Origin of the sequence: Paraburkholderia sp. Tr-20389, assembly GCF_017104565.1 — a bacterium.
Taxonomy (GTDB): domain Bacteria; phylum Pseudomonadota; class Gammaproteobacteria; order Burkholderiales; family Burkholderiaceae; genus Paraburkholderia.
This window is the reverse complement of the sequence record NZ_JAAGPD010000001.1, coordinates 611,335-633,221: the sequence shown is the minus strand read 5'-3', so window position 1 is coordinate 633,221 and position 21,887 is coordinate 611,335. Positions and strand designations below refer to the sequence as shown.

Below are 21,887 nucleotides of genomic sequence, written 5' to 3'. Positions count from 1 at the left end.
GAAAGCGGGCGGCGAGCGCGGATCACATCATCGGAATGTGCAGATGATGCGGATCGTTCAACGTTTCCGCGACGCGTTGCAACGCGTCGCGGCAATCGTTTCTGTCCTGCGGACCGCCCAGGCACACGCGGATCGTATTGGGTGGATTGCCATCCGTCGAAAAGGCCGCACCCGCGACGGCACCCACGCCCTGATTGCGCAGTTGCAGCGCGAGGTCGGGCGCGCTCCAGTCGCACTGCGCGGGAATCGGCAACCACAGATGAAACCCGTCGGGCTGCGCATCGTAACGCCAGTCCGCGAGTTCCTGTGATGCGATTGACTGGCGCGCGTTCGCTTCCTTGCGGATCGCATCGAGCATGTCATGCGCGGTGCCGTCGTTGACCCATTGTGTCGCGAGCATCACCGTGAAGGGACTCGGCATCACCGTCGTCGCGCGCAGCGCACCCGCCACGCGCTGCGTCTGTCGCGACGTAGGCGCACGCAGATACGCGACGCGCAGCCCTGCGCCGAACGTTTTCGAAAAGCCCGTCACGTACCACGTCAGTTCAGGTGCAAGCGACGCGAGCGCGACCGGCTTGTTCGCGGGCAGCCAGCCGTACGCATCGTCTTCGATGATCGGGACGCTGTAGCGCAGCGCGATATCGGCCAGCGCTTCGCGCCGCTGTACCGACAGCGTCAGCGTGCTCGGATTCTGCAACGTCGGATTGCAATAGAACGCACCGGGCTTTTCCGTTTTGCAGAGCGCTTCGAACGCATGCGGCAGCGGACCCTCTTCGTCGCGCGGCAATGGCTGAAGGCGCACGCCCAATTGCGACGCAATGGCCTTGATGCCTGGATACGCGAGCGTATCGAGGCAAATGGTTTCGCCCGGCCTCGCGAGTTGCGAGACGAGGGCAACGAGCGCGCTATGGATGCCCGGACACACGAGCACGGTATCGTCTTCGCAATCGGGTACGCGTTCCTTGAGCCATGCGCGACCCGCTGCGCGGTCGTCGGGTGTGCCGCCGAAATCCTGGTAGCGCAGCAGGCGATAAGGATCCGTCTGCGAGAGCAGTTGCGCCGACGATTCTCTCAGCCGTGCCGCAAGCTCGGGCGGTTCGGGCGGCATGTTCATCGACATCTCGACACTGCTGCCGCCTGCAAGCGGCAGCGTCTGCGTGCGTCCACGCACGAACGTGCCGCTGCCCGCGCGCGCATCGAGCAGGCCGCGCTTGCGCGCCTCCGCGTAGGCACGAGCGACGGTCGTGTAGTTCAGTTGCAAGGCACCCGCCAGATCGCGCAGACCGGGCAGGCGGTCGCGCGGACGCAGACGTCCGCTCGCGAGATCTTCTTCGATCAGATCCGGTATCACGAGATACGCCGGTTTGCGGCTCTCGGTGAGCCGCCTGAGCCAGTGGTGCGTGAGACTGTCCATGCCGTGATTCCCGATGCCAATGAATGAGCGAATGAATGAATGCGTCATTCAAAGTACCACGCGAACTCCGCAAAAAATAAATCGCTTTTCATTCAATTCAAAACCTGATCGCATTGATTGGATCAATGCACGCTTGCGGTGTACGCCGCACCATCCGCACGCAAAAGACGCTGCGTCTTTGTGCGCAGTCGGTGCGCGCGCAGCGGTCCACTTTCCCTGAAAAGCCGCGCCCGCCAAGGCTCGCAAAGAAATTTTCGGGTCGCTCGAACAATCGCCGTTTGATTGATTGGAAATTGATTGCATGAACCGCGCCGGAAATTGGCATACGGGTTGCGTCAAGTGACACGCCAATCGGGGCTTGTCCCGTTGAGCAATCCGATCAATCACGCGACTTATTGGAGAGTGAAATGCCTGCCGTCAATCAACCTATGCATCAGAAAGGCGATTATCTGGTCGATTACGAAGAGAAGGTCTTCCCTGACGTCAAGGCCGAGCCCGGCGAGAAAGCACTCGTCACCTTTCATACCGTTGCATTCGAAGGTTCGATCGGCTTCGTGAATCTGCTGCAGGCCACGCGCCTGCAGCGCAAGGGCTTCGATACGTCGGTGCTGCTTTACGGGCCCGGCGTCACGCTCGGTCTGCAGCGCGGCTTTCCGACGCTCGGCGACGAAGCCTTTCCCGGTCATCTGAACTTCAACAAGCAACTGGTCAAGTTCATGGAAGAGGGCGGCAAGGTCTACGCATGCCGCTTTGCGTTGCAGGCGCTGTACGGTCATGGCGAAGCGTCGCTGATCGAAGGCATCCGGCCGATCAATCCGCTTGATGTGCTCGATCTGCAGTTGCTCCATCGCAAGGAGAACGCGCTGATCATCCACACGTGGACTGTCTGAGCGCGCCGGGTGCCGATCATGTCCGACCAGCGAATCATCCGTGCAGCCGCGGTGCAGATTGCACCGGAGTTCGAGCGACCCGGCGGCACGCTCGACAGGGTATGCGCCGCCATCGACGAAGTGGCGGCGCAAGGCGTGCAGTTGATCGTCTTCCCCGAGACGTTCGTACCGTACTACCCATACTTTTCGTTCGTGCGTCCGCCTGTCGCGTCGGGTGCCGATCACATGCGCCTCTATGAACAGGCCGTAGTTGTCCCCGGTCCTGTCACGCAGGCCGTGAGCGAGCGCGCGCGCCGTCATGCGATGGTTGTCGTGCTCGGCGTCAACGAGCGCGATCACGGCAGCCTGTACAACACGCAACTCGTGTTCGACGTCGACGGGCGTCTCGTGCTCAAGCGTCGCAAGATCACGCCGACGTTTCATGAACGGATGATCTGGGGCCAGGGCGATGCAGCGGGCCTGAAGGTCGCGCACACGGGCATCGCGCGCGTCGGCGCGCTGGCGTGCTGGGAACACTACAACCCGCTCGCGCGCTATGCGCTGATGACGCAGCACGAAGAAATCCATTGCAGCCAGTTTCCAGGTTCGCTCGTCGGTCCCATCTTCGCCGAGCAGATCGAAGTGACGATCCGTCATCACGCGCTCGAATCGGGCTGCTTCGTCGTCAACTCGACGGGCTGGCTGAGCGACGCGCAGATCGAAGCGGTGACGCCGGACCCGAAGCTGCAAAAGGCGTTGCGCGGCGGCTGCATGACGGCGATCGTGTCGCCCGAAGGGCAGCATCTGGCTGAGCCGCTGCGCGAGGGCGAAGGCATGGTCGTCGCGGATCTCGACATGTCGCTGATCACCAAGCGCAAACGGATGATGGACTCGGTCGGCCACTATGCGCGGCCCGAGTTGCTGAGTCTTGCCATCAACGATCGCCCGGCGACGCCCGTTGCGCCGATGTCGATGTCGTTCGAACGTGCCGGCGCGGACGCCGCGCCCGACACCACGGAGGGAGGCCAGGATGAATGCCAGCATGAATCCGTCGCCGGCTGAGCCGCGCACGCAGCGTCAGATGATGGAACTGCGCACGGAGTTGCAGTCGGCCGGTTTGCGTCTCGTCGACCCGAATGCGGGTGCCGCAAGCCGGCGCGGCGGCGCAGGGCCGTCGGACCACAAGGCCGTGACCGTGGACGGCGTGACGATCATGGTGCCCGTGCACACCAGTTCCGCGTGGAATTCGCCGTTCGTCGCAGGCGCGCCTGACGAAGCCGGCGCGAGTGCGCTGCTGCGCGGCACGATCCCGATTGCCAGCATCAGCTTCCCGAAAGCGCCGCGCTTCACGCAGTTGCAGACGCTCGACGGCGTGCCGTATTCGCACATCGCGACGCTGCACGGCACCGATGTGCTCGCGACGACGGTGCTGCAAACCTGCATCCGCTACGAGAGCCGCAAGAAGACGTGCAAGTTCTGCGCGATCGGCCAGTCGCTCGCGGCGGGGCGCACGATTGCGCGCAAGACACCGGAGCAGCTTGCGGAAGTGGCGCGTGCCGCCGTGTTGCTCGACGGTGTGAAGCACATGGTGCTGACCACGGGCACGCCGCCCACGCCGGATCGCGGCGCGCAGATCCTGTGCGAAAGCGCGTTCGCGATCAAGGCAGCCGTCAATCTTCCCATTCAGGCGCAATGCGAACCGCCCGACGACGATGCGTGGTTCGAGCGCATGAAGGCGAGCGGCATCGACACGCTCGGCATGCATCTCGAAGTGGTGACGCCCGAGGTGCGCGCGCGCGTGATGCCGGGCAAGGCGAGCGTGCCCGTCGAGCGTTACATGGAAGCGTTCAGGGCGGCCGTCGCCGTGTTCGGCAAAGGGCAGGTCAGCACCTACATCCTCGCGGGTCTCGGCGATACGGCGGAGGCGATCCTGTCGATCTCACGCGAACTCATCGAGATCGGCGTGTATCCGTTCGTCGTGCCGTTCGTGCCGATCAGCGGCACGCCGCTCGAAGATCATCCTGCCCCTTCGCCGGAGTTCATGAAGTCGATTCTGGCGCCGCTCGGCGCGATGTTGCGCGACGCGCAGATGCGTTCCGCCGATATCAAGGCCGGTTGCGGCAAATGCGGCGCATGTTCGTCGCTGGCATCGTACGAGGACTGATCATGTTCTGCGAATCCATCGACGAGCTCGACGCACTGCCGCTCGCCTTCACACCCGCCGAGTACCGCGTCAAGTGGGCGACGCTGCCGTGGGAAAGCAAGGAAGCGTATGCGCTGCGGCGCGCGGTGTTCTGCGTCGAACAGGGCATCTTCGTCGGCGACGACCGCGACGAGATCGACCGTGACGCAAAACTGCTGGTTGCACTGAGCTGCATTGCGGGCATGCCGGAGCAGGTGGTCGGCACGGTGCGGATTCACGAGACGCGCCCGCGCACATGGCTCGGCTCGCGGCTTGCCGTGCATGCGGCGTTCCGTTCGCACGGCAAGCTGGGATCGACGCTGATTCGTCTTGCCGTGAGCAGCGCGCATGCACTGGGGTGCGAGACGTTTCTCGCGCATGTGCAGAACCAGAACGTGCCGCTGTTCCGGCGGCTGCATTGGCAAACGGTCGCGGAGGAAACGCTGTTCGGGCGGCCGCATCATCTGATGGAAGCGGACCTCGAACATTACCCGCCGTGCTTCACGCCGGAGAGCGGGTTCGTGACGTCGGCGCGAGGCCGCTCATGAGTCTGCACGCGCTTGCCCAACGCATCCGTGAAAGCCGCGGGTTTCATCATAAGACCGATATTGCGGGCGTGGTGGCGTCGCTGGCGTCGGGCTTGCCGAACGGCACGCGCGATCTCGCACAAGCCGTTGCATTGGGCGACGACTGCGCGGCGCTGGCCGACGGCGATGGCTACCTGCTGTTCGCGATCGAAGGACTGGTCAGCGATTTCGTCGAAACGATGCCCTGGTTCGCCGGTTACAGCAGCGTGATGGTCAATGTCAGCGATGTGTATGCGATGGGCGGAAGACCGCTCGCTGTCGTCGATGCGTTGTGGAGCGACGGGCTCGATCCGGCAGCGCTGATTCTCGAAGGGATGGCGGCCGCATCGAATGCGTATGGCGTGCCCGTCGTCGGCGGGCACAGCAACACGCGCAGCGCGCAGGCGCAACTCGCCGTGTCGATCATGGGCCGCGCGCGTGCGTTGCTGTCGAGCTTCAACGCGCGTCCCGGCGACAGCCTGGTGATGGCCGTCGACTTGCGCGGCCGCTTCGAAGATCCGTATCCGTTCTGGAATGCATCGGTTGGCGCGCCCGCGCAGCGCCTGCGCGACGATCTCGACCTGCTGCCGCAGCTTGCGGAAAGCGGTCTGTGCGATGCCGCGAAGGACATCAGCATGGCGGGCGTGCTCGGCACCGCGTTGATGCTGCTCGAATGCTCGGGCGTCGGCGCGCGCATCGATCTCGACGCGATTCCTCGTCCGGATCAGATCGATTTCGAACGCTGGCTCAGCGCGTTTCCGAGCTATGGCTTTTTGCTGTCGGTGCGAAGCGGGCACGTGGATGAAGTGCTGTCGCGCTTCTCGCAGCGCGGCCTCGCGTGCGCAGCGGTAGGGAAGGTCGATGCTTCGCGTGAAGTGATGCTCACGCAGCAGGGCGAATCGGCATTGCTCTGGAGCTTCCACGACCGTGCTTTCATCGGCGCTCCTGCGGAGGTGGAAGCATGAACGGCGGCACCTCGATGCGCATTGCGCTGTTCACCCATTCCGTCAATCCGCGCGGCGGCGTCGTGCATACGCTAGAACTTGCGCGCGCGTTGCATGAAGCCGGGCAGGACGTGACGGTTTTCGCGCCATCCGTCGGCGGCGCGCCGATGTTTCGCGCGTCGCCTTGCCGCGTCGTGCTCGCGCCTGTCGCCGCGCACGGCAACGACACGGTCGCGATGGTTCAGACCCGAATCGCGGCATTGAAAGCGGCATTGCTCGAACATGATGCGTCGGGTTTCGACGTTCTGCACGCACAGGACAGTATCAGCGGGAATGCGCTTGCGGAATTGCGCGAAGCGGGCGCGATTCGCGGCTATGTGCGCACGGTTCATCATCTCGATGCGTTCAGCGATCCCCGTCTGCGTGAATGGCAACGGCGCGCGTTTGCCGATGCCGACACCGTGCTCTGCGTGAGCGATGCGTGGACCCGCACGATGCGCGACGCGTTCGGTATCGAAGCGTCGACGGTCAATAACGGCGTGGATGGGCAGCGCTTCCATTGCTCGTGCGAAGCGAACGGTGATGAGGTCTGCGCGAAGCTGGGCGTCGGCGGCAGCGGTCCCGTCGTGCTGGCCGTGGGCGGTATCGAAGAACGCAAGAACACATTGAAACTGCTCGACGCGTTTGCATTGCTGATTCACACGCATCCCGGCGCGCAACTCGTGATTGCGGGCGGCGCAAGTCTGCTCGACCACGATGCCTATACGCAGCGCTTCATGGCGGGCGCTGCGGCGCTCGGTCTGCGTATCGGGCAACGCGAACCGATCGTCATTACCGGTCCGCTCGCCGACGCGGCCATCGTTGCGCTGATGCATGCGGCGGACGTCGTCGCAATGGTGTCGGTGCGGGAGGGCTTTGGGCTCGTCACGCTCGAAGCGCTGGCGGCCGGCAAGCCTGTGGTCGTGTCGCAAATCGAACCGTTCACGGGCTATCTCGACGAACGCGTCTGCTGCTGGGCTCGACCTGACGACGCCGACAGTATTGCCGATGCGCTGCGCCACGCGCTGCACGAACGCGGCGGCATCGACTTCGAATGCGCGGTGCCTGAACTGTTGGCGCGCTTCAGTTGGCGCGAAAGCGGGCGACGTCATATCACGCTGTATGCGCGTCATATGCAGCGTTTATCGCAAGCGCTCAGCGTCTGAATTTTTCATTCAAAGGAAACGTGATGCCAGTCATGCACTTCAAGGTCCAGTGGCCGGACGGCAGTGAGGCCAATTGCTATTCCCCTTCGACGGTAGTGGGGGAATTCTTCGTCGCCGGGCAGTGCTACGCGCTCGCCGATTTTGTCGGGCGCGCACGCGAAGCACTGCATATCGGCTCCGAACGCGTGCGCGAGAAATACGGCTTCGCTTGCTCGGCCGCCATGGATCAGCTCGCGCAGATCGAAGCACAGGCAAGTCGTTTCGCGATCGACCCGCAGGCCGAGGTCAAGGTCGTCGAACTTTTGTGAACCCTTGGACGGCGCGTCGCGCAAGGCCGCGTACGCCCGCCGTCAGATCGAACGCAGGAACGAATCATGTCGAACGCGAACACCCTTGCTCCCGACGCAATGAACGGCGTGCCGCACCATACGGTCATCGTGGTGGGCGGCGGCCAGGCCGGACTGTCGATCAGCTATTACCTGAAAGAGGCGGGCATCGATCATCTCGTGCTCGAAAAGCACACGGTCACGCATACGTGGCGCTCGCAGCGCTGGGATGCGTTCTGTCTCGTCACGCCCAACTGGCAATGCGCGCTGCCGGGTTATCCGTATACCGGCGACGATCCGCACGGCTTCATGAAGAAGGACGAGATCATTGCGTACCTGAACGGCTTCATCGACATGGTCGATGCACCCGTCCTCGAACACACGGAGGTCCGCAAGGTCAAGCGCAGGCCGTCGGGCGGTTACCTCGTGTCCACGTCGAACGGCGACTTCACGGCCGATCACGTCGTGGTCGCGTCGGGCGGGTATCACACGCCCATCGTGCCGCGCATGGCCGAACGGCTGCCATCGGAGATCGTGCAGATGCAGTCGTCGCACTACCGCAATCCGCAGGCATTGCCAGAAGGTGCCGTTCTCGTCGTGGGGTCGGGGCAGTCGGGCGCGCAGATTGCGGAGGATCTGCATCTGGCGGGGCGCAAGGTGTATCTCGCCGTCGGCGAAGCGCCGCGTTGCGCGCGCTTCTATCGGGGTCGCGACGTGGTCGACTGGCTCGCGGACATGCGCTACTACGATATGCCCGTCGATCAGCATCCGCTGCGCGAAGGCGTGCGCGATAACACGAACCACTACGTGACGGGCCGCGACGGCGGGCGTGATATCGATCTGCGCCGCTTCGCGCTGGAAGGCATGGAACTGTACGGCAGGCTCGACGATCTGCGCGAAGGCCGCCTGCATTTCGCGCCGAACCTGATCGACAACCTGGATAGCGCCGACGATACCTACAACCGTATCAATGCGAGCATCGACGCATTCATCGACAAGCAGGGCATCGATGCGCCCGCGGGTCTGCCGTATGCACCCGTTTGGCAGCCGGGCGGCGAGCGCGCTTCGCTCGACCTTGCCGCGAGCGGGATTGCATCGATCATCTGGTGCATTGGTTTCAGGCCCGATTTCAGCTGGATCGATGCACCTGTGTTCAACGGGCGAGGCTATCCCGCGCATGTTCGCGGCATCACGCCGCAAGACGGCTTGTATTTCATCGGCCTGCCGTGGCTGCACACATGGGGATCGGGGCGCTTCTCCGGCATTGCGCGCGATGCCGGCCATGTCGTCGGCACGATTCGCGCGGCACTCGAAGCGTCATCGACGAGTCTCGCGGCGTGAGCATGATCCATCGCTATCGCGCGGGTATGCCGCAACTGAGCTATACGGGACTGTCTGAGAACTGGCTGCTCAAGGAGTGCGGGCATCGTCATTGGGAGGCGCTCGCTGCACACGCGGGCCGCCAGCAAACGGACTTCCACGACGACAACGGCGGCCGCTCGTATGCGGCCTTTACAGCGATCCGGTTGCAGACCTGCGGGCTGGACGCCGTCGCCGAACACGACGCGTTCGACATCGATAGCACGCTGTGCAGAACCGGGCCCGTTCGTCATTTCAGCACGCACCGCATCGTGCGCGGCGGCACACAGATCGCGGAGCTGTCGATGTCGTCGGCGTTCGTCACGCGTGGCGACGCGCTCAGCAATCGCCGCGTCGCGCGCGCTGCGCTCGCGGGACTGACAGGCGATGTCGTGCCGATGCCCGAGCGGGCGTTGCAGATGACACAGATGAGCAAGCGTCTGCGTGCGTCGGACCGCGCCGCGCTGCCGGATCTCGCGCCTGCAACGAGCGAGCCGATCGAGTTCTTGCCTTGCCCCAATAGCGATTTCAACGGCGCCGACTTTCTGTACTTCGCGAGCTTCCAGGCTTTTGTCGATCGCGCCGAGTGGCAGTGGCGGCGCGACGACGAACCGCCCGTCGTCGCGAGCCGCTCGCTGTTCTACTACGGCAACGTCGATGTGGGCGATACATTGAGCGTGCGGATGATCGGCCGGTCGGAAGACGCACAGGGCCTGCGCCACTGGACGGAAGTGCGGCGCAAGAGCGACGGCATGAAGATCGCCGACGTGACGACGGAAAAGCGCTGGAGGTGCCGATGAGCACGAAGCCGACGCAGCGCCGCCGTGCGGTGCCGCTCAAACGCGTCTACACGCGGGCGGATCTCGGCGGCATTGGGCATCTCGACAGCATGCCCGGCGAAGCGCCCTTCGTGCGCGGCCCGTTCGCTTCGATGTATGCGGACAAGCCCTGGACGATACGTCAGTACGCTGGCTATGCGCAGGCCGCCGATACGAACCTCGCGTTCCGCACGGCGTTGGCCGAAGGCGCACAAGGCTTGTCCGTCGCGTTCGATTTGCCCACGCAACGCGGCTACGATTCGGACGATCCCGCCGTGAGCGCCGACGTGGGGATGACGGGCGTGGCGATCGATACCGTGGAGGACATGCTCCGTCTGTTCGAAGGCATTCCGCTTGAGCGCGTTTCCGTGTCGATGACGATGAATGGCGCCGTGTTGCCCGTGCTCGGCGCGTTCATGGTCGCTGCGCAAGAGAGCGGCGTGGATCCGTCGCGGCTGCGAGGCACGATTCAGAACGACATCCTTAAAGAGTTCATGGTGCGCAATACGGGCATCTTTGCGCCCGCGCCGTCGTTGCGCATCGCCGCCGACGTTGCCAGCTATCTCGCGCAGAACGTGCCGCGCTTCAACGCGTTGTCGGTATCGGGCTATCACTTTCAGGAAGCAGGCGCGGACGCCGTGCTCGAACTTGCACTGACGATGGCCAACGCGCGCACCTATGTCGAGACGCTCGTGCAACGCGGCATGCCCGCGAACGATGCATGCGAGCGGATGAGTTTCTTCTTCGGCGTCGGTACGGACTTCTACGTCGAGGTCGCGAAACTGCGAGCCGCGCGCTTGCTGTGGTCGGAGATCGCGGCGCAAGGCGGCGCGACCTCGGACAAGGCACGCGCGTTGCGGATGCATTGTCAGACCTCGGGCTGGTCGCTGACCGCGCAAAAGCCCATGAACAACGTCGTGCGAACGACGGTCGAGGCGCTCGCCGCTATCTTCGGCGGTACGCAGTCGCTGCACACCAACGCGTATGACGAGGCGCTGGCGCTGCCGTCCGCGCAATCGGCGCGACTCGCTCGCGACACCCAACTGGTGTTGCAGCATGAGACGGGCGTGTGCGATGTGGCCGATCCGTGGGCCGGCTCATACATGATGGAAGCACTCACGGCGGACATGGCGCACCGCGCGCGAGCCATACTCGATGAAATCGATCAGCGCGGCGGTGTGATCGAGGCGATAGAGTCGGGCTGGGTACGCGAGCGCATTCACGCGTCGGCGCTGCACGTGCAGGCGGAGATCGAGAGTGGAGAGCGCGTGATCGTCGGCGTGAACCGCTTCGCAGCGGATGACGGCGAAGAGCGGGTCGCTTCGCAGCAAGTGGACGCGGCGCAGATTCGGGCGCTGCAAACGCGCCGCATCGAGCAGACGAAGCGCACGCGTGACGCAAGGCGCGTGAGCGATGCGCTCGCCGCGCTTCGCCATGCAGCGCGCGACGGCAGCCGCAATCTGCTGGCGTTGACCATCGAATGCATAAGGGCGCGCGCGACAGTGGGCGAATGTACGCGGGCGCTCGAATCCGTCTGGCCGCGACCATCCGTCGATTTGCCGCTTTCGGCTGGGCTGTACGGCGAGGCGCTGTCGTCCGACGAGCCATGGTTGGCGGCGCGCGATGCCGTGGCGCAAGCGGCCCGTCGATTGGGGCGTGCACCTCGCATTCTGCTGGCGAAGCTCGGCCAGGACGGACACGACCGCGGCGTACGCGTCGTCGCGGCGGCATTGGCGGACGCGGGCTTTGCGGTGACGACGGGCGCAATGTTCGCGTCCGCCGAGCAAACCTGCGAGCTGGCGTTGGCGCAGGGCGTCGACGTGATCGGCATTTCGTCGCTGGCGGGCGCGCACAGGGAACTGGTGTCGGGTCTAGTCGCCGAACTGCGCGCGCGGCAAGCAGGCATTCCCGTCGTGACGGGCGGAAACCTCGACGACGCCAGCCAGCTTGCGTTGCAGGCACAAGGCGTCGCGGGCTGCTTTCCCACGGGCACGAGCATCAGCACGATCGTCACCGAACTCGCGGCGCTTGCCAGTCGCACTGCAATGAAAAAACCTCGGCACCTTGTGGATGCCGAGGTTTAGTGTTTGCCACGCGCAATACAACATTGCTGCTGCAAGCTCTGCGGGTTGTTGGCCCAAGGCCGCGGGCACTCGCGCAGTGATCCCCGACGCGCTCCGCTTGAAAGGAGGAAGGAAATGCCCGAAGCGACGTCGAAGCGAATTATTCTCGCGCGGCCTTCGTTCGTACAGCAGCAGTTGACGGAGAATTTGGCGCAGCAGATGCGACGACGCACGACGGTCACGCGCTAGATCAGCAAGCGGTCTTCGTCCGATGGCTTGCGCTCGACGAGTTCCGCGAGCTTGCGCAGCGCCGACGTCAATTCCGTACGCCGCGTGCAGCCGCCAAGCGAGATGCGGATCGCGTTCGGCACGTCGCCGCTCTGGCAAAACGCGGAAGAGGGCGCGACGACGAGACCTTCCGTGCGAGCCGCCGCCGCGAGGCTTTGCGCGGCCCAATGCGCGGGCAGCGGCTGCCACACATGGATGGCGCCGCCGGATGCCGCCATGCTGACGGACGACAGTATCTGACTGGCAGCCAATAGACGTTCTCTCGACTCCTTCAGAATGCCCGTCAATACTTCTGTAGCGGTGCCGTCGAGTATCCATTGCGTGACCAGTGACGTCGTCAAGGGCGGCGACATCAGCGAGAGCGAGCGCAGTGCCTTCAGAAACGGCTCTTGCGCGCTTGCGGCAGGCAGTACGAGAAACGCGGCGCGCAAACCCGGCGAGAGGCATTTGGACAGCGTCGACAGGTAATACACCTGCTGTGGTGCGAGGGTTGCAAGCGGCGCGGGTGGATCGTCGGCGAAGAGCCAGTATGGATCGTCCTCGACGACGGGAATGTTCCGGCGCGCCGCGACGGCGAGTATGTCCTTGCGGCGCTGCGAGGGCATCGTGTGCGCGGTCGGATTACGAATGGTCGGGTTCAGGTAGATGAGGCCGCCGCTCGCACGCGCACAAGCTTCGTCCAGCGCGTCGGGCCGCATGCCGTATTCGTCGCAGGCGATCGAGTCGAGCTTGCGTCCCAGTTGCCGCGCGATCAGCGGCAGACCCGGATAGATCAGCTGCTCGGTGAAGATGGGCGCGTCGGCCTTCGTGAGCGCCAGGATCAGCGCGGCGAGCGCCGAGTGCGCACCGGGCGTCACGACCACGCGCGACGGGTCCACTCGTCCCAATATCGGCGCGAGCCACGCGGCACCCGCCTGACGGTCCGTATCGCTGCCGCCGCCTAGCTGGTATGTCATCAGCAGATCGATATCGCTGCGCACCAGCACCTGCGAAAGACCGCGCTTGAGCAGCACGGCAAGATCGAGATCGGCGGGCGGCGGCGGAATGTTCATGCTCAGATCGACCTGTTGCATAAACGTCGCCTTGGGCGGCGCAATGAAGGTGCCGAGCGGTCCGCGCGATTCGATCAGGTTGCGCCGATGTGCTTCGGCAAAACCGCGCGTCACGGTGGTCAGATCCACGCCGACCATCTCCGCGAGCTTGCGCTGGGGCGGCAACCGGTCGCCGGGGTTCAGCTTGCCGTCCGCGACGGCGCGCTCGATCAGATCGACGATCTGCAGATAGCGCGCCTTGCCGTTCTCCGTGAAGTCCGCGATCCAGTCGGGACGCCGCGCGGCGCGCTTGCGTGAAGATGATGAAGAGGAAGGCATGTGTGGCATCTTGTCGCGCATGTATGGCATATGTCTTACTCTAGCATGCGCCGCCATAGCCTATGTATGTATCCGCTGGAAGGCCCATAGCCATAGCGGGAAGCTCGCGCCTGAGCGAAGGGTTGGGGGATAGATGCATGGAGCTATATAACCCGGCAACCAACCTGAAAGCATGCGCAACCCACCTACACCCGGGGGTTCTCCCCATACAGCGGGACGCTGGCCCCGCTCACATCCATTCCGAAGACATCTCGTGCGCGCTGGCCGCGTCGCCGCAACCGGCGCGCTGAGCCTGCTCGGCGGCTGCAGCATGGTGCTGTTCAATCCGAAAGGCGCGATCGGCGAGCAGGAGAAGAACCTGATCCTGATCGCACTCGGCCTCATGCTGCTGGTCGTGATTCCCGTGATCGCGCTCACGCTGTATTTCGCGTGGCGCTACCGCGCATCCAATACGAAGGCGAAGTACGCGCCGACGTGGGCGCATTCGAACGCGATCGAAGTCGTCGTGTGGACGATACCCTGCATCATCGTCGCGACGCTTGCTGTGCTGATCTGGAAGACAACGCATAGCCTCGATCCATACAAGCCGATCGAATCCGACGTGAAGCCCGTGCGCGTGGAAGTCGTCGCGCTGAACTGGAAGTGGCTTTTCATTTACCCGGACTACGGCGTCGCGTCCGTCAACCAGCTCGCGCTGCCCGTCAATACGCCCGTCGATTTCAGGCTGACTGCGGAGTCGCTGATGAACTCGTTCTTCATTCCGCAACTGGGCAGCCAGGTCTACGCGATGTCCGGCATGCAGACGCAACTGCATCTGATTGCAAACAGCGCGGGCACCTATGCGGGCCGTTCGTCGGCGTTCAGCGGCCCCGGCTTCTCTGACATGGACTTCAACACGGTCGTCACGAGCCGCGGCGAGTTCGACGCCTGGGTGGCGCGCGCGAAAGCGTCGCCGCAAACGCTCGACGTCGCCGCCTACGACGTGCTTCAGCAACCGAGCAGAAAGAACGCGGTGACGCTGTACAGCAACGTCGCGCCGGGACTGTTCGACGGCATCGTCTATCAGTACATGCGCGATGCAAGCGGCCGCCCGATCTGCACGACGGCCAATGCGGACATGTACGTCAAGCCGGCACGCCTGCCTTCACACGCAGCTTTGGTATCGGAGTAGTGGAAATGTTTGGAAAACTTACGCTCGATGCGATTCCGTATCACGAGCCCATCATCATGGGCACGCTCGGCGTCGTCATCCTGGGTGGTCTGGCGCTGCTTGGCGCGATCACCTACGTGGGCAAGTGGTCGTATCTGTGGAAGGAGTGGATCACGTCCGTCGATCACAAGCGGATCGGCGTGATGTACATCATTCTCGCGCTCGTCATGCTGCTGCGCGGTTTCGCCGACGCGATCATGATGCGCGCGCAGCAGGCGATTGCATTCGGCGACGCAGCGGGCTACCTGCCGCCGCATCACTACGATCAGATCTTCACCGCGCACGGCGTGATCATGATCTTCTTCGTCGCCACACCGCTGATTCTCGGTCTGATGAACGTGGTCGTGCCGCTGCAACTCGGCGCGCGTGACGTCGCGTATCCGTTCGTCAATTCGCTTGGTTTCTGGCTGTCGGTGGTCGGCGCAGTGCTGGTGATGATCTCGATGTTCGTCGGCGATTTCGCGGCGACGGGTTGGGTTGCGTATCCGCCGCTGTCCGAGCTTGGCTACAGTCCGACGACCGGGGTCGACTACTACATATGGTCGTTACAGGTCTCCGGCCTGGGCACGACGCTGAGCGGCATCAACTTCATCGTGACGATCCTGCGCATGCGCGCGCCCGGTCTGAACCTGATGAAGATGCCTGTGTTCTGCTGGACTGCGCTCATCACGAACATCCTGATCGTCGCGGTGTTTCCCGTGCTGACGGGCACGCTCGCGCTGCTCACGATGGACCGCTATCTCGACATGCACTTCTTCACGAACGAGCTGGGCGGCAACGCGATGATGTACATCAACCTGATCTGGGTCTGGGGTCACCCCGAGGTGTACATCCTGATTCTGCCCGCGTTCGGCGCGTTCTCGGAGATCATCGCGACCTTCTCGGGCAAGCCGCTGTTCGGCTACAAGTCGATGGTGTACGCGACGTCGTCGATCGGCATTTTGTCGTTCTTCGTCTGGCTGCATCACTTCTTCACGATGGGCTCGGGTGCGAACGTCAACGCGTTCTTCGGTATCATGACGTCGATCATTTCGGTGCCGACGGGCGTGAAGCTGTTCAACTGGCTGTTCACGATGTATCGCGGCCGCATCCGTTATCACACGTCCACGCTCTGGACGATCGGCTTCATGGTGACGTTCGCCGTCGGCGGCATGACGGGTGTGCTGCTCGCGGTGCCGGGCGCGGATTTCGTGCTGCACAACAGCCTGTTCCTCGTCGCGCACTTTCATAACGTGATCATCGGCGGCGTGGTGTTCGGCTGCCTCGCGGGCATCAGCTACTGGTTCCCGAAAGTGTTCGGCTTCACGCTCGACGAATTCTGGGGCAAGGTCGCGTTCTGGTGCTGGCTGGTCGGTTACTGGCTTGCGTTCACGCCGCTCTATATCCTCGGCTTTGAAGGCATGACACGGCGCATGAATCACTACGATGTGCCCGAGTGGCATGTGTGGCTGGTCGTCGCGCTGGTGGGCGCCGTGATCGTCGGCATGGGTATTCTCGCGCTGCTGATCCAGTTCGCGGTGAGCATCCGCAATCGCGAGCAGAACCGCGATGTCACGGGCGATCCGTGGAATGCGCGCAGCCTCGAATGGTCGACGGCATCGCCCGCGCCGTTCTACAACTTCGCGCACGTTCCCGTCATCACGTCGCTCGAACAGCATTGGGACGACAAGCAGTCGGGACGCGCGTACAGAAGGCCCGCGAGATACGAAGACATCCACATGCCGCGCAACACGGCGGCGGGCTTCATCATTGCCGCGTTCAGCCTGCTGTTCGGCTTCGCGATGGTGTGGCACATGTGGCTGTTCGCGTTAGCCGGCCTGCTCGGGATGATCGCGACGTTCATTGCGCGCTCTTACGACCAGGATGTCGATTACTACGTGCCCGCTGCCGAAGTGGAGCGCATTGAGAACGCGCGCTTCGAACTGCTGGAAAGCGACGACCACGAGCAATTTGCGGAGATGGCCTGATCATGGCAAACGTATCAACGTATGAGGCCGGCGATCGTCACGATGCGCACGGCCATCACGACGACGGAACCCGCACCACACTCGGGTTCTGGATTTACCTGATGAGCGACTGCCTGATCTTCGCGACGCTGTTCGCGACGTTCGGCGTGCTCGCCAACGCGACGGCGGGCGGGCCCTCGGGCCGCCAGCTGTTCGAACTGCCCTACGTGCTGGGCGAAACGCTGCTGCTGCTCGCGAGCAGTTTCACGTTCGGCATGGGCATGCTGAGCGTGTACGCGAATCAGCGCGGCAAGGTGATCGGGTGGCTCGCCGCGACGTTCGTGCTGGGTGCGGCGTTCATCGGCATGGAAGTCTACGAGTTCGCCAAGCTGGTGAGCGATGGCGCGGGCCCGTCGACCAGCGCGTTTCTGTCGGGCTATTTCACGCTCGTCGGTACGCACGGCTTGCACGTGACAACGGGGCTGCTGTGGATCGGCGTGATGATGCATCAGATCGGCCGGTTCGGCCTCACGCCCGTCACACGCCGCCGTATCGCATGCCTGAGCCTCTTCTGGCACTTCCTCGATCTCGTGTGGATCTGTGTGTTCAGCCTTGTCTATCTGCGTGAATTTCTATGAGCCAAACATCTGAATCGAATCCGGCGCGCGCTCACGATGCTTCGCACGGCAGCGTGAAGAGCTATGTTGTCGGCATGCTGCTGTCGCTGGTGCTGACCTTTGCATCGTTCGGCGTGGTCATGACGCATGTCGTGCCGCGCTCGATGGGACTGACGGCCGTGGTCGTGCTGTGCGTCGTGCAGTTGATCGTGCAGTTGCGGTACTTCCTGCACCTGGGTTCATCCGCGGATCAGCGCTCGAATACGGGGATTTTCGTGTGCACGGCGTTGCTGATCGCGATCATTGTCGCAGGTTCGCTTTGGGTGATTCACAACGCGAACGTGAACATGATGCCGACGCAGATTTCCGTCGAACGTGCATTGGCGCGCGATTGAACTTCGGTAATAGGGCGATTCGAGTTGTCGTTTCGCCCTGATTGGGTTCTTCGCGGAATGTCGGGGAAAGAGACAGCTCCGTCGCTCGACACGGCAGTTCATAGACGAAAAAATAGACCGACGCCTGCTGCAAGCACGAACGGCTCGGTCTGGATTCGGAACACCGACACTGGGCCGGTGCTCGTTCGCTTCAGATAGTCAAGGCGCGGCGCGCGACGGAGGATGGGCGAAAAATCAATCGCGGGCGGCGCCGTCGCTTCAGACATAGATTTGATCGGCGCACGCGCGCACGGCCCATACCCTCACATAATTCGCAAAATCGCTCCATCCTCTATCGAGCTTATCTTTGAGCCAAGTGCCCAGTTCATCGGTGACGCCCCGTGCCATCATCCTGACTTGCATTTCATCGAGGACCATGTCGGCCACTTTGACCGTCAGGATTTCCGCCGTATTGTCCTTACCCAATGCGGTCTTCGTGCGTTGGAGGTAGTCAAGAAATTGCCAGCCCACAAACTCTTTCGCCTGGCTGTTCAGATCGCTGCGCTCGCCAACCGTCTTCAAACGGCAGATAAGGCTGTAGGGGCCGTGCAGCTTTTCACAGGCGGGGCACTGCGCTCCCGTGTAAGGATGATTGCCACTCGTCCCCGGTCCGCCGCATTCCGCGCCGGCGCGGCACATATTGGCAATCATGAGATCGATCGTTGCGCCCGACCGTTCCCCGCTGTCAGCAAAACCCGTGCGCTTATATTTTCCGATGAGGTCCTTGAGATAGACGATCGCATTGGCACGGGGTTGCACATCATTTCCTGTTACCGTCAAATTCCCGACGAATTCGAGTAACGCTTCGGGCACGATCTTGAACCACAAACTGGCTGGAATGACATTGTGTGCTTCGGTCCATTTCGATGAAGTGTCGCCGCTTTGGGGAATGAACGTGCGCCTGCATGCGGGACAAGTAGTTGGCCCTTGTGGCAGGTCGGGATAGAGTTGAAATCTGAACCTGAGCGTCAAGAGATGTAATAGCCCGTTCGGCACGCCCTTTGCGCAAATTTCGAAGCATTCTTCGTTCATATCGAACGCGTCGTTCACCTTCTTTGCGACCGTTAACCCCGCCTTCTTCGCCTCGAACTTCTCCTTCTTAGCCTGCTTTAAGGCCTTTTGGTCCTTCTTCAAAGACGGTTTGAGGACGCATCCATATTGGGCAGCTTTTCTGGTGGCACAGTCGCGCAACACCGTCTTTTGTGCCAACCCTTGATAAGCGACATCGACCCGCGAATCGACATCATAGAGTTCGGAAATCAGCGCATCGACGTCCACGTTTGGAGGTGTAGGACTATCTTCCCTTTCTATGCTGTAGGTCCATCCCATGGCAGCTCCTTGAAGTCGGCAATGCGCCTCGTCACCCCGAGTCTGGATGGTAGTTTTTTTGTGACGAACATCAAGAATTTTCGTCACGGTGAGCGGATAGCAGTCACCGGATCGATGAGCGAAATCAGCGAAGCTCCTCTGCTGGCTGCAGGATTCGACGGTGCAACTGTCCACGCCGGGGTGTTTGTGCTGTCCGAGTACTCAAACGGGCCGGGAGGACTGATTCATTCGCAGTATGAAGCGCCGTTTCGCCGACACCGGTTTGCGAATGGCAGCAAACCAACCGGTAGTCGACCGAGCCGCCCTTCGCCGAACATCAGCAATGGCCGACCTGCTTCCACCGGGCATCCGGCTGGTTATGAAGTGAACCAGCCATTGGAATGACGGCAGTCTCTGTTGCGCGAAAGGCAACTATTGGTCGATCGTCGCCCATGCGATCTGGCTGAATCATTACAATGCCCGGATGAGTTCCACAATCGATACCATCGAATGCGAGACATGCTGACTTCCTACTTCTGGAGCGGCGACGCCGTCCGCAGTCGTCGCGTAAGTGACGTCGTTTTATCAGCCTCGCTCGACGTGCCTGTGCCCTCTGCGCGCGTGCTTGCGGACTGGCAAAGAGAGACATCGTCGCGGCTCGTCCTGGAACCCGGGGATGTCGAGGCAATGCCTTTGGCGCGAACCCAGGCGCGCTGGCCGGACTACAAGCGCTGCGTGCAGGCGATGTCCGACTGGACGTACGCGCTCGGCCTGTCCAACGTGCTTACCTCGAGCGACGTAGCGCTGATGGCCTGTCGTGGCGCGAGGTATCACCATGACGGCGCGCAATACGGCGGTGCGGCCTTTTGCAATCTCTTCCTGAGCGAGGATAAGGGGCTGGACCTGCATTTTCCCTCAACGGGCCATCGCATTCCCCTTACGCGCGGAACCGCTGTGATATTCGACACTGGACAGCCCCATGGCGTCATTCCGCGCAACAGCAATAGTTTCAGTGTGACCGACTTCGCGCCGGAACAGGATTGCGTCCAGATCTTCCTTACATGGGAACTTCCAATTGAAGATCCGCATGTTGGGCAAGCACTTAAAGTGGTCTTCGACGTCGCCTGTTCGGCCTCGCCGCAACCCGACGAAGAGCAAGTTTGGCTCAATGGCGCACCAGCCGCTGTGTGCCCAGAATCTGGTTGCTGGTATCGGGTTGACTAATTGCCAGGGTCACACGCTGGTGTTGCCTCGCACGCTGTCGATGGCCTCTGCACCGACGGCCATCGTGCCCATCGACAGAATGCGCACGTCGATATCGACACGTTGCGGATGGACGCGCTTGCCGTTCAACGCGACGTATCCGGTCGGTGACGAGACGCGACAGCGTTACCGGTTGGGAACATGCCGCGAGCCGTTTCCTCACTTTCTTCCGCGTCACCGGGGTCAAGAAATTCGATTCGAATCTCTGCAACAGGAAACGTCACGCCATCGAGTTCGAAGTCACCGACCTCGATAATTTCGCGGATTTTAATCGGCACATAGGCGATGATTTTTGCGTAGATGCTGGAGCACGGCACGAAATTGGTGGGCTCACCGGGCGCCAATCCGGCACCCGGAAAGACCCTGCGTGTGACGTGCGACTCAGGCGTCTCGTGTTTTCTGACAATCACCCTGCATAGCCGCTTTCGCTAAGGAGATACCCTATTGCGCCCAACCGGGTGGCCCATCACAAAGTCGTACGTGCGAAACTCCGGAATTCGCTGTGCGTCGTCCATGCCGATGCTAGCTATCCGTAGGTATCGATATTTTCTCGAGTGACGATGAGCGATTCTCACAAGCAGGGGGGACTCCTGGGGCAACTAGGCTTTGTCCTCGTGGTAGCGCTGCTGCGCATCTTCTCAGTCCTTCCCTATGCTCTGGTCGCACGGCTAGGCAGCGCTCTTGGCGCGATGTTGTACGCGATCCCAAGCTCCCGGAAACGCATAGCGCTCGTCAACCTGCGCCTCTGCTTTCCGGGGAAGAGCGAGCGCGAGTACGATGACCTTGCGAAGAACCACTTTCGACACGTCATCCGAAGCTATCTCGAACGAGGCGTTCAATGGTTCGGCAGCGCGGAGTCGATACGGAAGCTGGTCCGTATCGAAAGTAGAATCGATCTTGAAGACAGGAATGCACCACCGACTATCTATCTGGGCTTTCATTTCGTGAGCATCGAGGTCGGCTGCATCCTGTATTCCACGCGCCAGCCCGCCGCCTCACTGTACACACGCATGTCAAACACGCGCCTTTGCGGCCTGGCCAGGCGGCAACGCGGCAGATTTGGTGCCGAGATGATCGAACGCTCGACAAGTGCAAAGAAAATTGTGGCGTTGCTGCGTTCAGGCATTCCGGTCATGCTCGCGGCGGACATGGATCACGGCATACAGAACTCTGTTTTTGTACCGTTTTTTGGTGTTCCCGCATGCACGCTTACTTCGGTTTCGCGCCTTGCCAGACTGGCCCGTGCGCGGGTTGTGCCGTTCGTGACTGAAGTCCTGCCGGATTACCACGGGTACAAGCTGACGATCTTCGAGCCGCTTCGCGACTTTCCATCAGAGAGCGACACGATTGACGCGCGTCGAATAAATGAATTTCTTGAAGCCCAGATCCGGCAATGTCCGGAGCAATATTACTGGGTGCATCGACGCTTCAAGAATCGTCCACCCGGCGTGTCAGGCGTGTATTGAATACGCCGTCTGTGGAGCGTCCGACCCGGCCTGCAGATTCTTGTGAGTTTGCCGGTCGCCTGCTGACAAACTGACTGCCGCAGGTCCGCTATCCGAGTGGACCTGACGTTTGAGTGTCCATCAGAATACCTGAGTGAATGTCCGTAGATGGCCCGCCTCCAGCCGTTATTGCTCACATTCCACGTAAATCCTCGCCTCCTTTTCTTGCAGACGCTTTCGCTTCGGGTCGTCGACCCGAA

The 21,887-nt window shown here is 62.2% G+C and carries 22 protein-coding genes; 17 read left to right on the top strand and 5 right to left on the bottom strand.

What is annotated here, in order from left to right; genetic code table 11:
• Positions 1 to 22: 22 nt before the first annotated feature.
• Together G3N95_RS02855 and G3N95_RS02850 are read right to left on the bottom strand one after the other, a co-directional pair.
• Complete coding sequence (locus tag G3N95_RS02855) at positions 23 to 1,414, bottom strand: PLP-dependent aminotransferase family protein (RefSeq protein WP_205968423.1); 1,392 nt, start codon at positions 1,412 to 1,414, stop codon at positions 23 to 25.
• Between the two features lie 48 nt (positions 1,415 to 1,462).
• Entirely contained in the window at positions 1,463 to 1,717 is a 255-nt protein-coding gene (locus G3N95_RS02850; protein ID WP_205968422.1) for a hypothetical protein, read from the bottom strand.
• Positions 1,718 to 1,821: 104 nt separating this feature from the next.
• Here G3N95_RS02850 and G3N95_RS02845 point away from each other — a divergent pair, with 104 nt between their 5' ends.
• The 10 genes from G3N95_RS02845 (at position 1,822) to scpA (ending at position 11,767) form a co-directional block, all read left to right on the top strand.
• A complete protein-coding gene (locus tag G3N95_RS02845; RefSeq protein WP_205968421.1) occupies positions 1,822 to 2,304 on the top strand; it encodes an MSMEG_0572/Sll0783 family nitrogen starvation response protein in 483 nt (160 codons plus the stop codon).
• 18 nt (positions 2,305 to 2,322) lie between these two features.
• Positions 2,323 to 3,345, top strand: a complete 1,023-nt coding sequence (locus G3N95_RS02840; RefSeq protein WP_205968420.1) for a Nit6803 family nitrilase — start codon at positions 2,323 to 2,325, stop codon at positions 3,343 to 3,345.
• Positions 3,314 to 4,447: an MSMEG_0568 family radical SAM protein gene (locus G3N95_RS02835; protein WP_205968419.1), complete on the top strand. Its 1,134-nt coding sequence runs from the start codon at positions 3,314 to 3,316 to the stop codon at positions 4,445 to 4,447. Before G3N95_RS02840 ends, G3N95_RS02835 begins: the two co-directional genes overlap by 32 nt.
• A 2-nt stretch (positions 4,448 to 4,449) precedes the next feature.
• On the top strand, positions 4,450 to 5,013 hold the full coding sequence (locus G3N95_RS02830) for an MSMEG_0567/Sll0786 family nitrogen starvation N-acetyltransferase (RefSeq protein ID WP_205968418.1): 564 nt from the start codon (positions 4,450 to 4,452) through the stop codon (positions 5,011 to 5,013).
• Complete coding sequence (locus G3N95_RS02825; RefSeq protein WP_205968417.1) at positions 5,010 to 5,996, top strand: sll0787 family AIR synthase-like protein; 987 nt, start codon at positions 5,010 to 5,012, stop codon at positions 5,994 to 5,996. The genes G3N95_RS02830 and G3N95_RS02825 overlap by 4 nt, the downstream gene beginning before the upstream one ends.
• Complete coding sequence (locus tag G3N95_RS02820) at positions 5,993 to 7,180, top strand: MSMEG_0565 family glycosyltransferase (RefSeq protein ID WP_205968416.1); 1,188 nt, start codon at positions 5,993 to 5,995, stop codon at positions 7,178 to 7,180. Before G3N95_RS02825 ends, G3N95_RS02820 begins: the two co-directional genes overlap by 4 nt.
• A gap of 23 nt (positions 7,181 to 7,203) precedes the next feature.
• Complete coding sequence (locus G3N95_RS02815; protein WP_205968761.1) at positions 7,204 to 7,488, top strand: MSMEG_0570 family nitrogen starvation response protein; 285 nt, start codon at positions 7,204 to 7,206, stop codon at positions 7,486 to 7,488.
• Positions 7,489 to 7,554: 66 nt separating this feature from the next.
• Entirely contained in the window at positions 7,555 to 8,847 is a 1,293-nt protein-coding gene (locus tag G3N95_RS02810; RefSeq protein ID WP_205968415.1) for an MSMEG_0569 family flavin-dependent oxidoreductase, read from the top strand.
• A 2-nt stretch (positions 8,848 to 8,849) separates the two neighbouring features.
• Complete coding sequence (locus G3N95_RS02805; protein ID WP_205968759.1) at positions 8,850 to 9,665, top strand: Pnap_2097 family protein; 816 nt, start codon at positions 8,850 to 8,852, stop codon at positions 9,663 to 9,665.
• The gene (gene scpA, locus G3N95_RS02800) at positions 9,662 to 11,767 is read left to right on the top strand and encodes a methylmalonyl-CoA mutase (protein ID WP_205968414.1); all 2,106 of its coding nucleotides are present in this window, start codon (positions 9,662 to 9,664) and stop codon (positions 11,765 to 11,767) included. The genes G3N95_RS02805 and scpA overlap by 4 nt, the downstream gene beginning before the upstream one ends.
• 224 nt (positions 11,768 to 11,991) lie before the next feature.
• Here the strand turns inward: scpA and G3N95_RS02795 are convergent, their stop codons facing one another.
• Positions 11,992 to 13,404: a PLP-dependent aminotransferase family protein gene (locus tag G3N95_RS02795; RefSeq protein ID WP_241018177.1), complete on the bottom strand. Its 1,413-nt coding sequence runs from the start codon at positions 13,402 to 13,404 to the stop codon at positions 11,992 to 11,994.
• Positions 13,405 to 13,657: 253 nt separating this feature from the next.
• Between G3N95_RS02795 and cyoA the strand changes: the two genes are divergently transcribed.
• Genes cyoA through cyoD form a run of 4 tightly spaced genes read left to right on the top strand, consistent with a single transcriptional unit; the run spans position 13,658 to position 17,572 of the window.
• Complete coding sequence (gene cyoA, locus G3N95_RS02790; RefSeq protein WP_205968413.1) at positions 13,658 to 14,575, top strand: ubiquinol oxidase subunit II; 918 nt, start codon at positions 13,658 to 13,660, stop codon at positions 14,573 to 14,575.
• Positions 14,576 to 14,580: 5 nt separating this feature from the next.
• Positions 14,581 to 16,581, top strand: coding sequence for a cytochrome o ubiquinol oxidase subunit I (gene cyoB / locus G3N95_RS02785; protein WP_205968412.1), 2,001 nt, complete (start codon positions 14,581 to 14,583; stop codon positions 16,579 to 16,581).
• Between the two features lie 2 nt (positions 16,582 to 16,583).
• Positions 16,584 to 17,198 carry a cytochrome o ubiquinol oxidase subunit III gene (cyoC, locus tag G3N95_RS02780; RefSeq protein WP_205968411.1) on the top strand — a complete coding sequence of 205 codons (615 nt, stop codon included), beginning with the start codon at positions 16,584 to 16,586 and terminating at the stop codon, positions 17,196 to 17,198.
• Positions 17,195 to 17,572 (top strand): cytochrome o ubiquinol oxidase subunit IV, encoded by a 378-nt coding sequence (cyoD, locus tag G3N95_RS02775; RefSeq protein WP_205968410.1) that lies wholly within the window; start codon positions 17,195 to 17,197, stop codon positions 17,570 to 17,572. The genes cyoC and cyoD overlap by 4 nt, the downstream gene beginning before the upstream one ends.
• Before the next feature lie 258 nt (positions 17,573 to 17,830).
• Here the strand turns inward: cyoD and G3N95_RS02770 are convergent, their stop codons facing one another.
• On the bottom strand, positions 17,831 to 18,940 hold the full coding sequence (locus G3N95_RS02770; RefSeq protein ID WP_205968409.1) for a hypothetical protein: 1,110 nt from the start codon (positions 18,938 to 18,940) through the stop codon (positions 17,831 to 17,833).
• Between the two features lie 21 nt (positions 18,941 to 18,961).
• On the opposite strand from G3N95_RS02770, the gene G3N95_RS02765 reads away from it, so the two are divergent.
• Entirely contained in the window at positions 18,962 to 19,324 is a 363-nt protein-coding gene (locus tag G3N95_RS02765) for a hypothetical protein (RefSeq protein WP_205968408.1), read from the top strand.
• Between the two features lie 114 nt (positions 19,325 to 19,438).
• Positions 19,439 to 20,143, top strand: coding sequence for a hypothetical protein (locus tag G3N95_RS02760; RefSeq protein WP_205968407.1), 705 nt, complete (start codon positions 19,439 to 19,441; stop codon positions 20,141 to 20,143).
• A 125-nt stretch (positions 20,144 to 20,268) separates the two neighbouring features.
• On the opposite strand, the gene G3N95_RS02755 is transcribed toward G3N95_RS02760, so the two are convergent.
• On the bottom strand, positions 20,269 to 20,592 hold the full coding sequence (locus tag G3N95_RS02755; RefSeq protein WP_205968406.1) for a PrpF domain-containing protein: 324 nt from the start codon (positions 20,590 to 20,592) through the stop codon (positions 20,269 to 20,271).
• 150 nt (positions 20,593 to 20,742) lie between these two features.
• Between G3N95_RS02755 and G3N95_RS02750 the strand changes: the two genes are divergently transcribed.
• Positions 20,743 to 21,648, top strand: a complete 906-nt coding sequence (locus G3N95_RS02750) for a lipid A biosynthesis lauroyl acyltransferase (protein ID WP_205968405.1) — start codon at positions 20,743 to 20,745, stop codon at positions 21,646 to 21,648.
• Positions 21,649 to 21,887 lie beyond the last annotated feature (239 nt).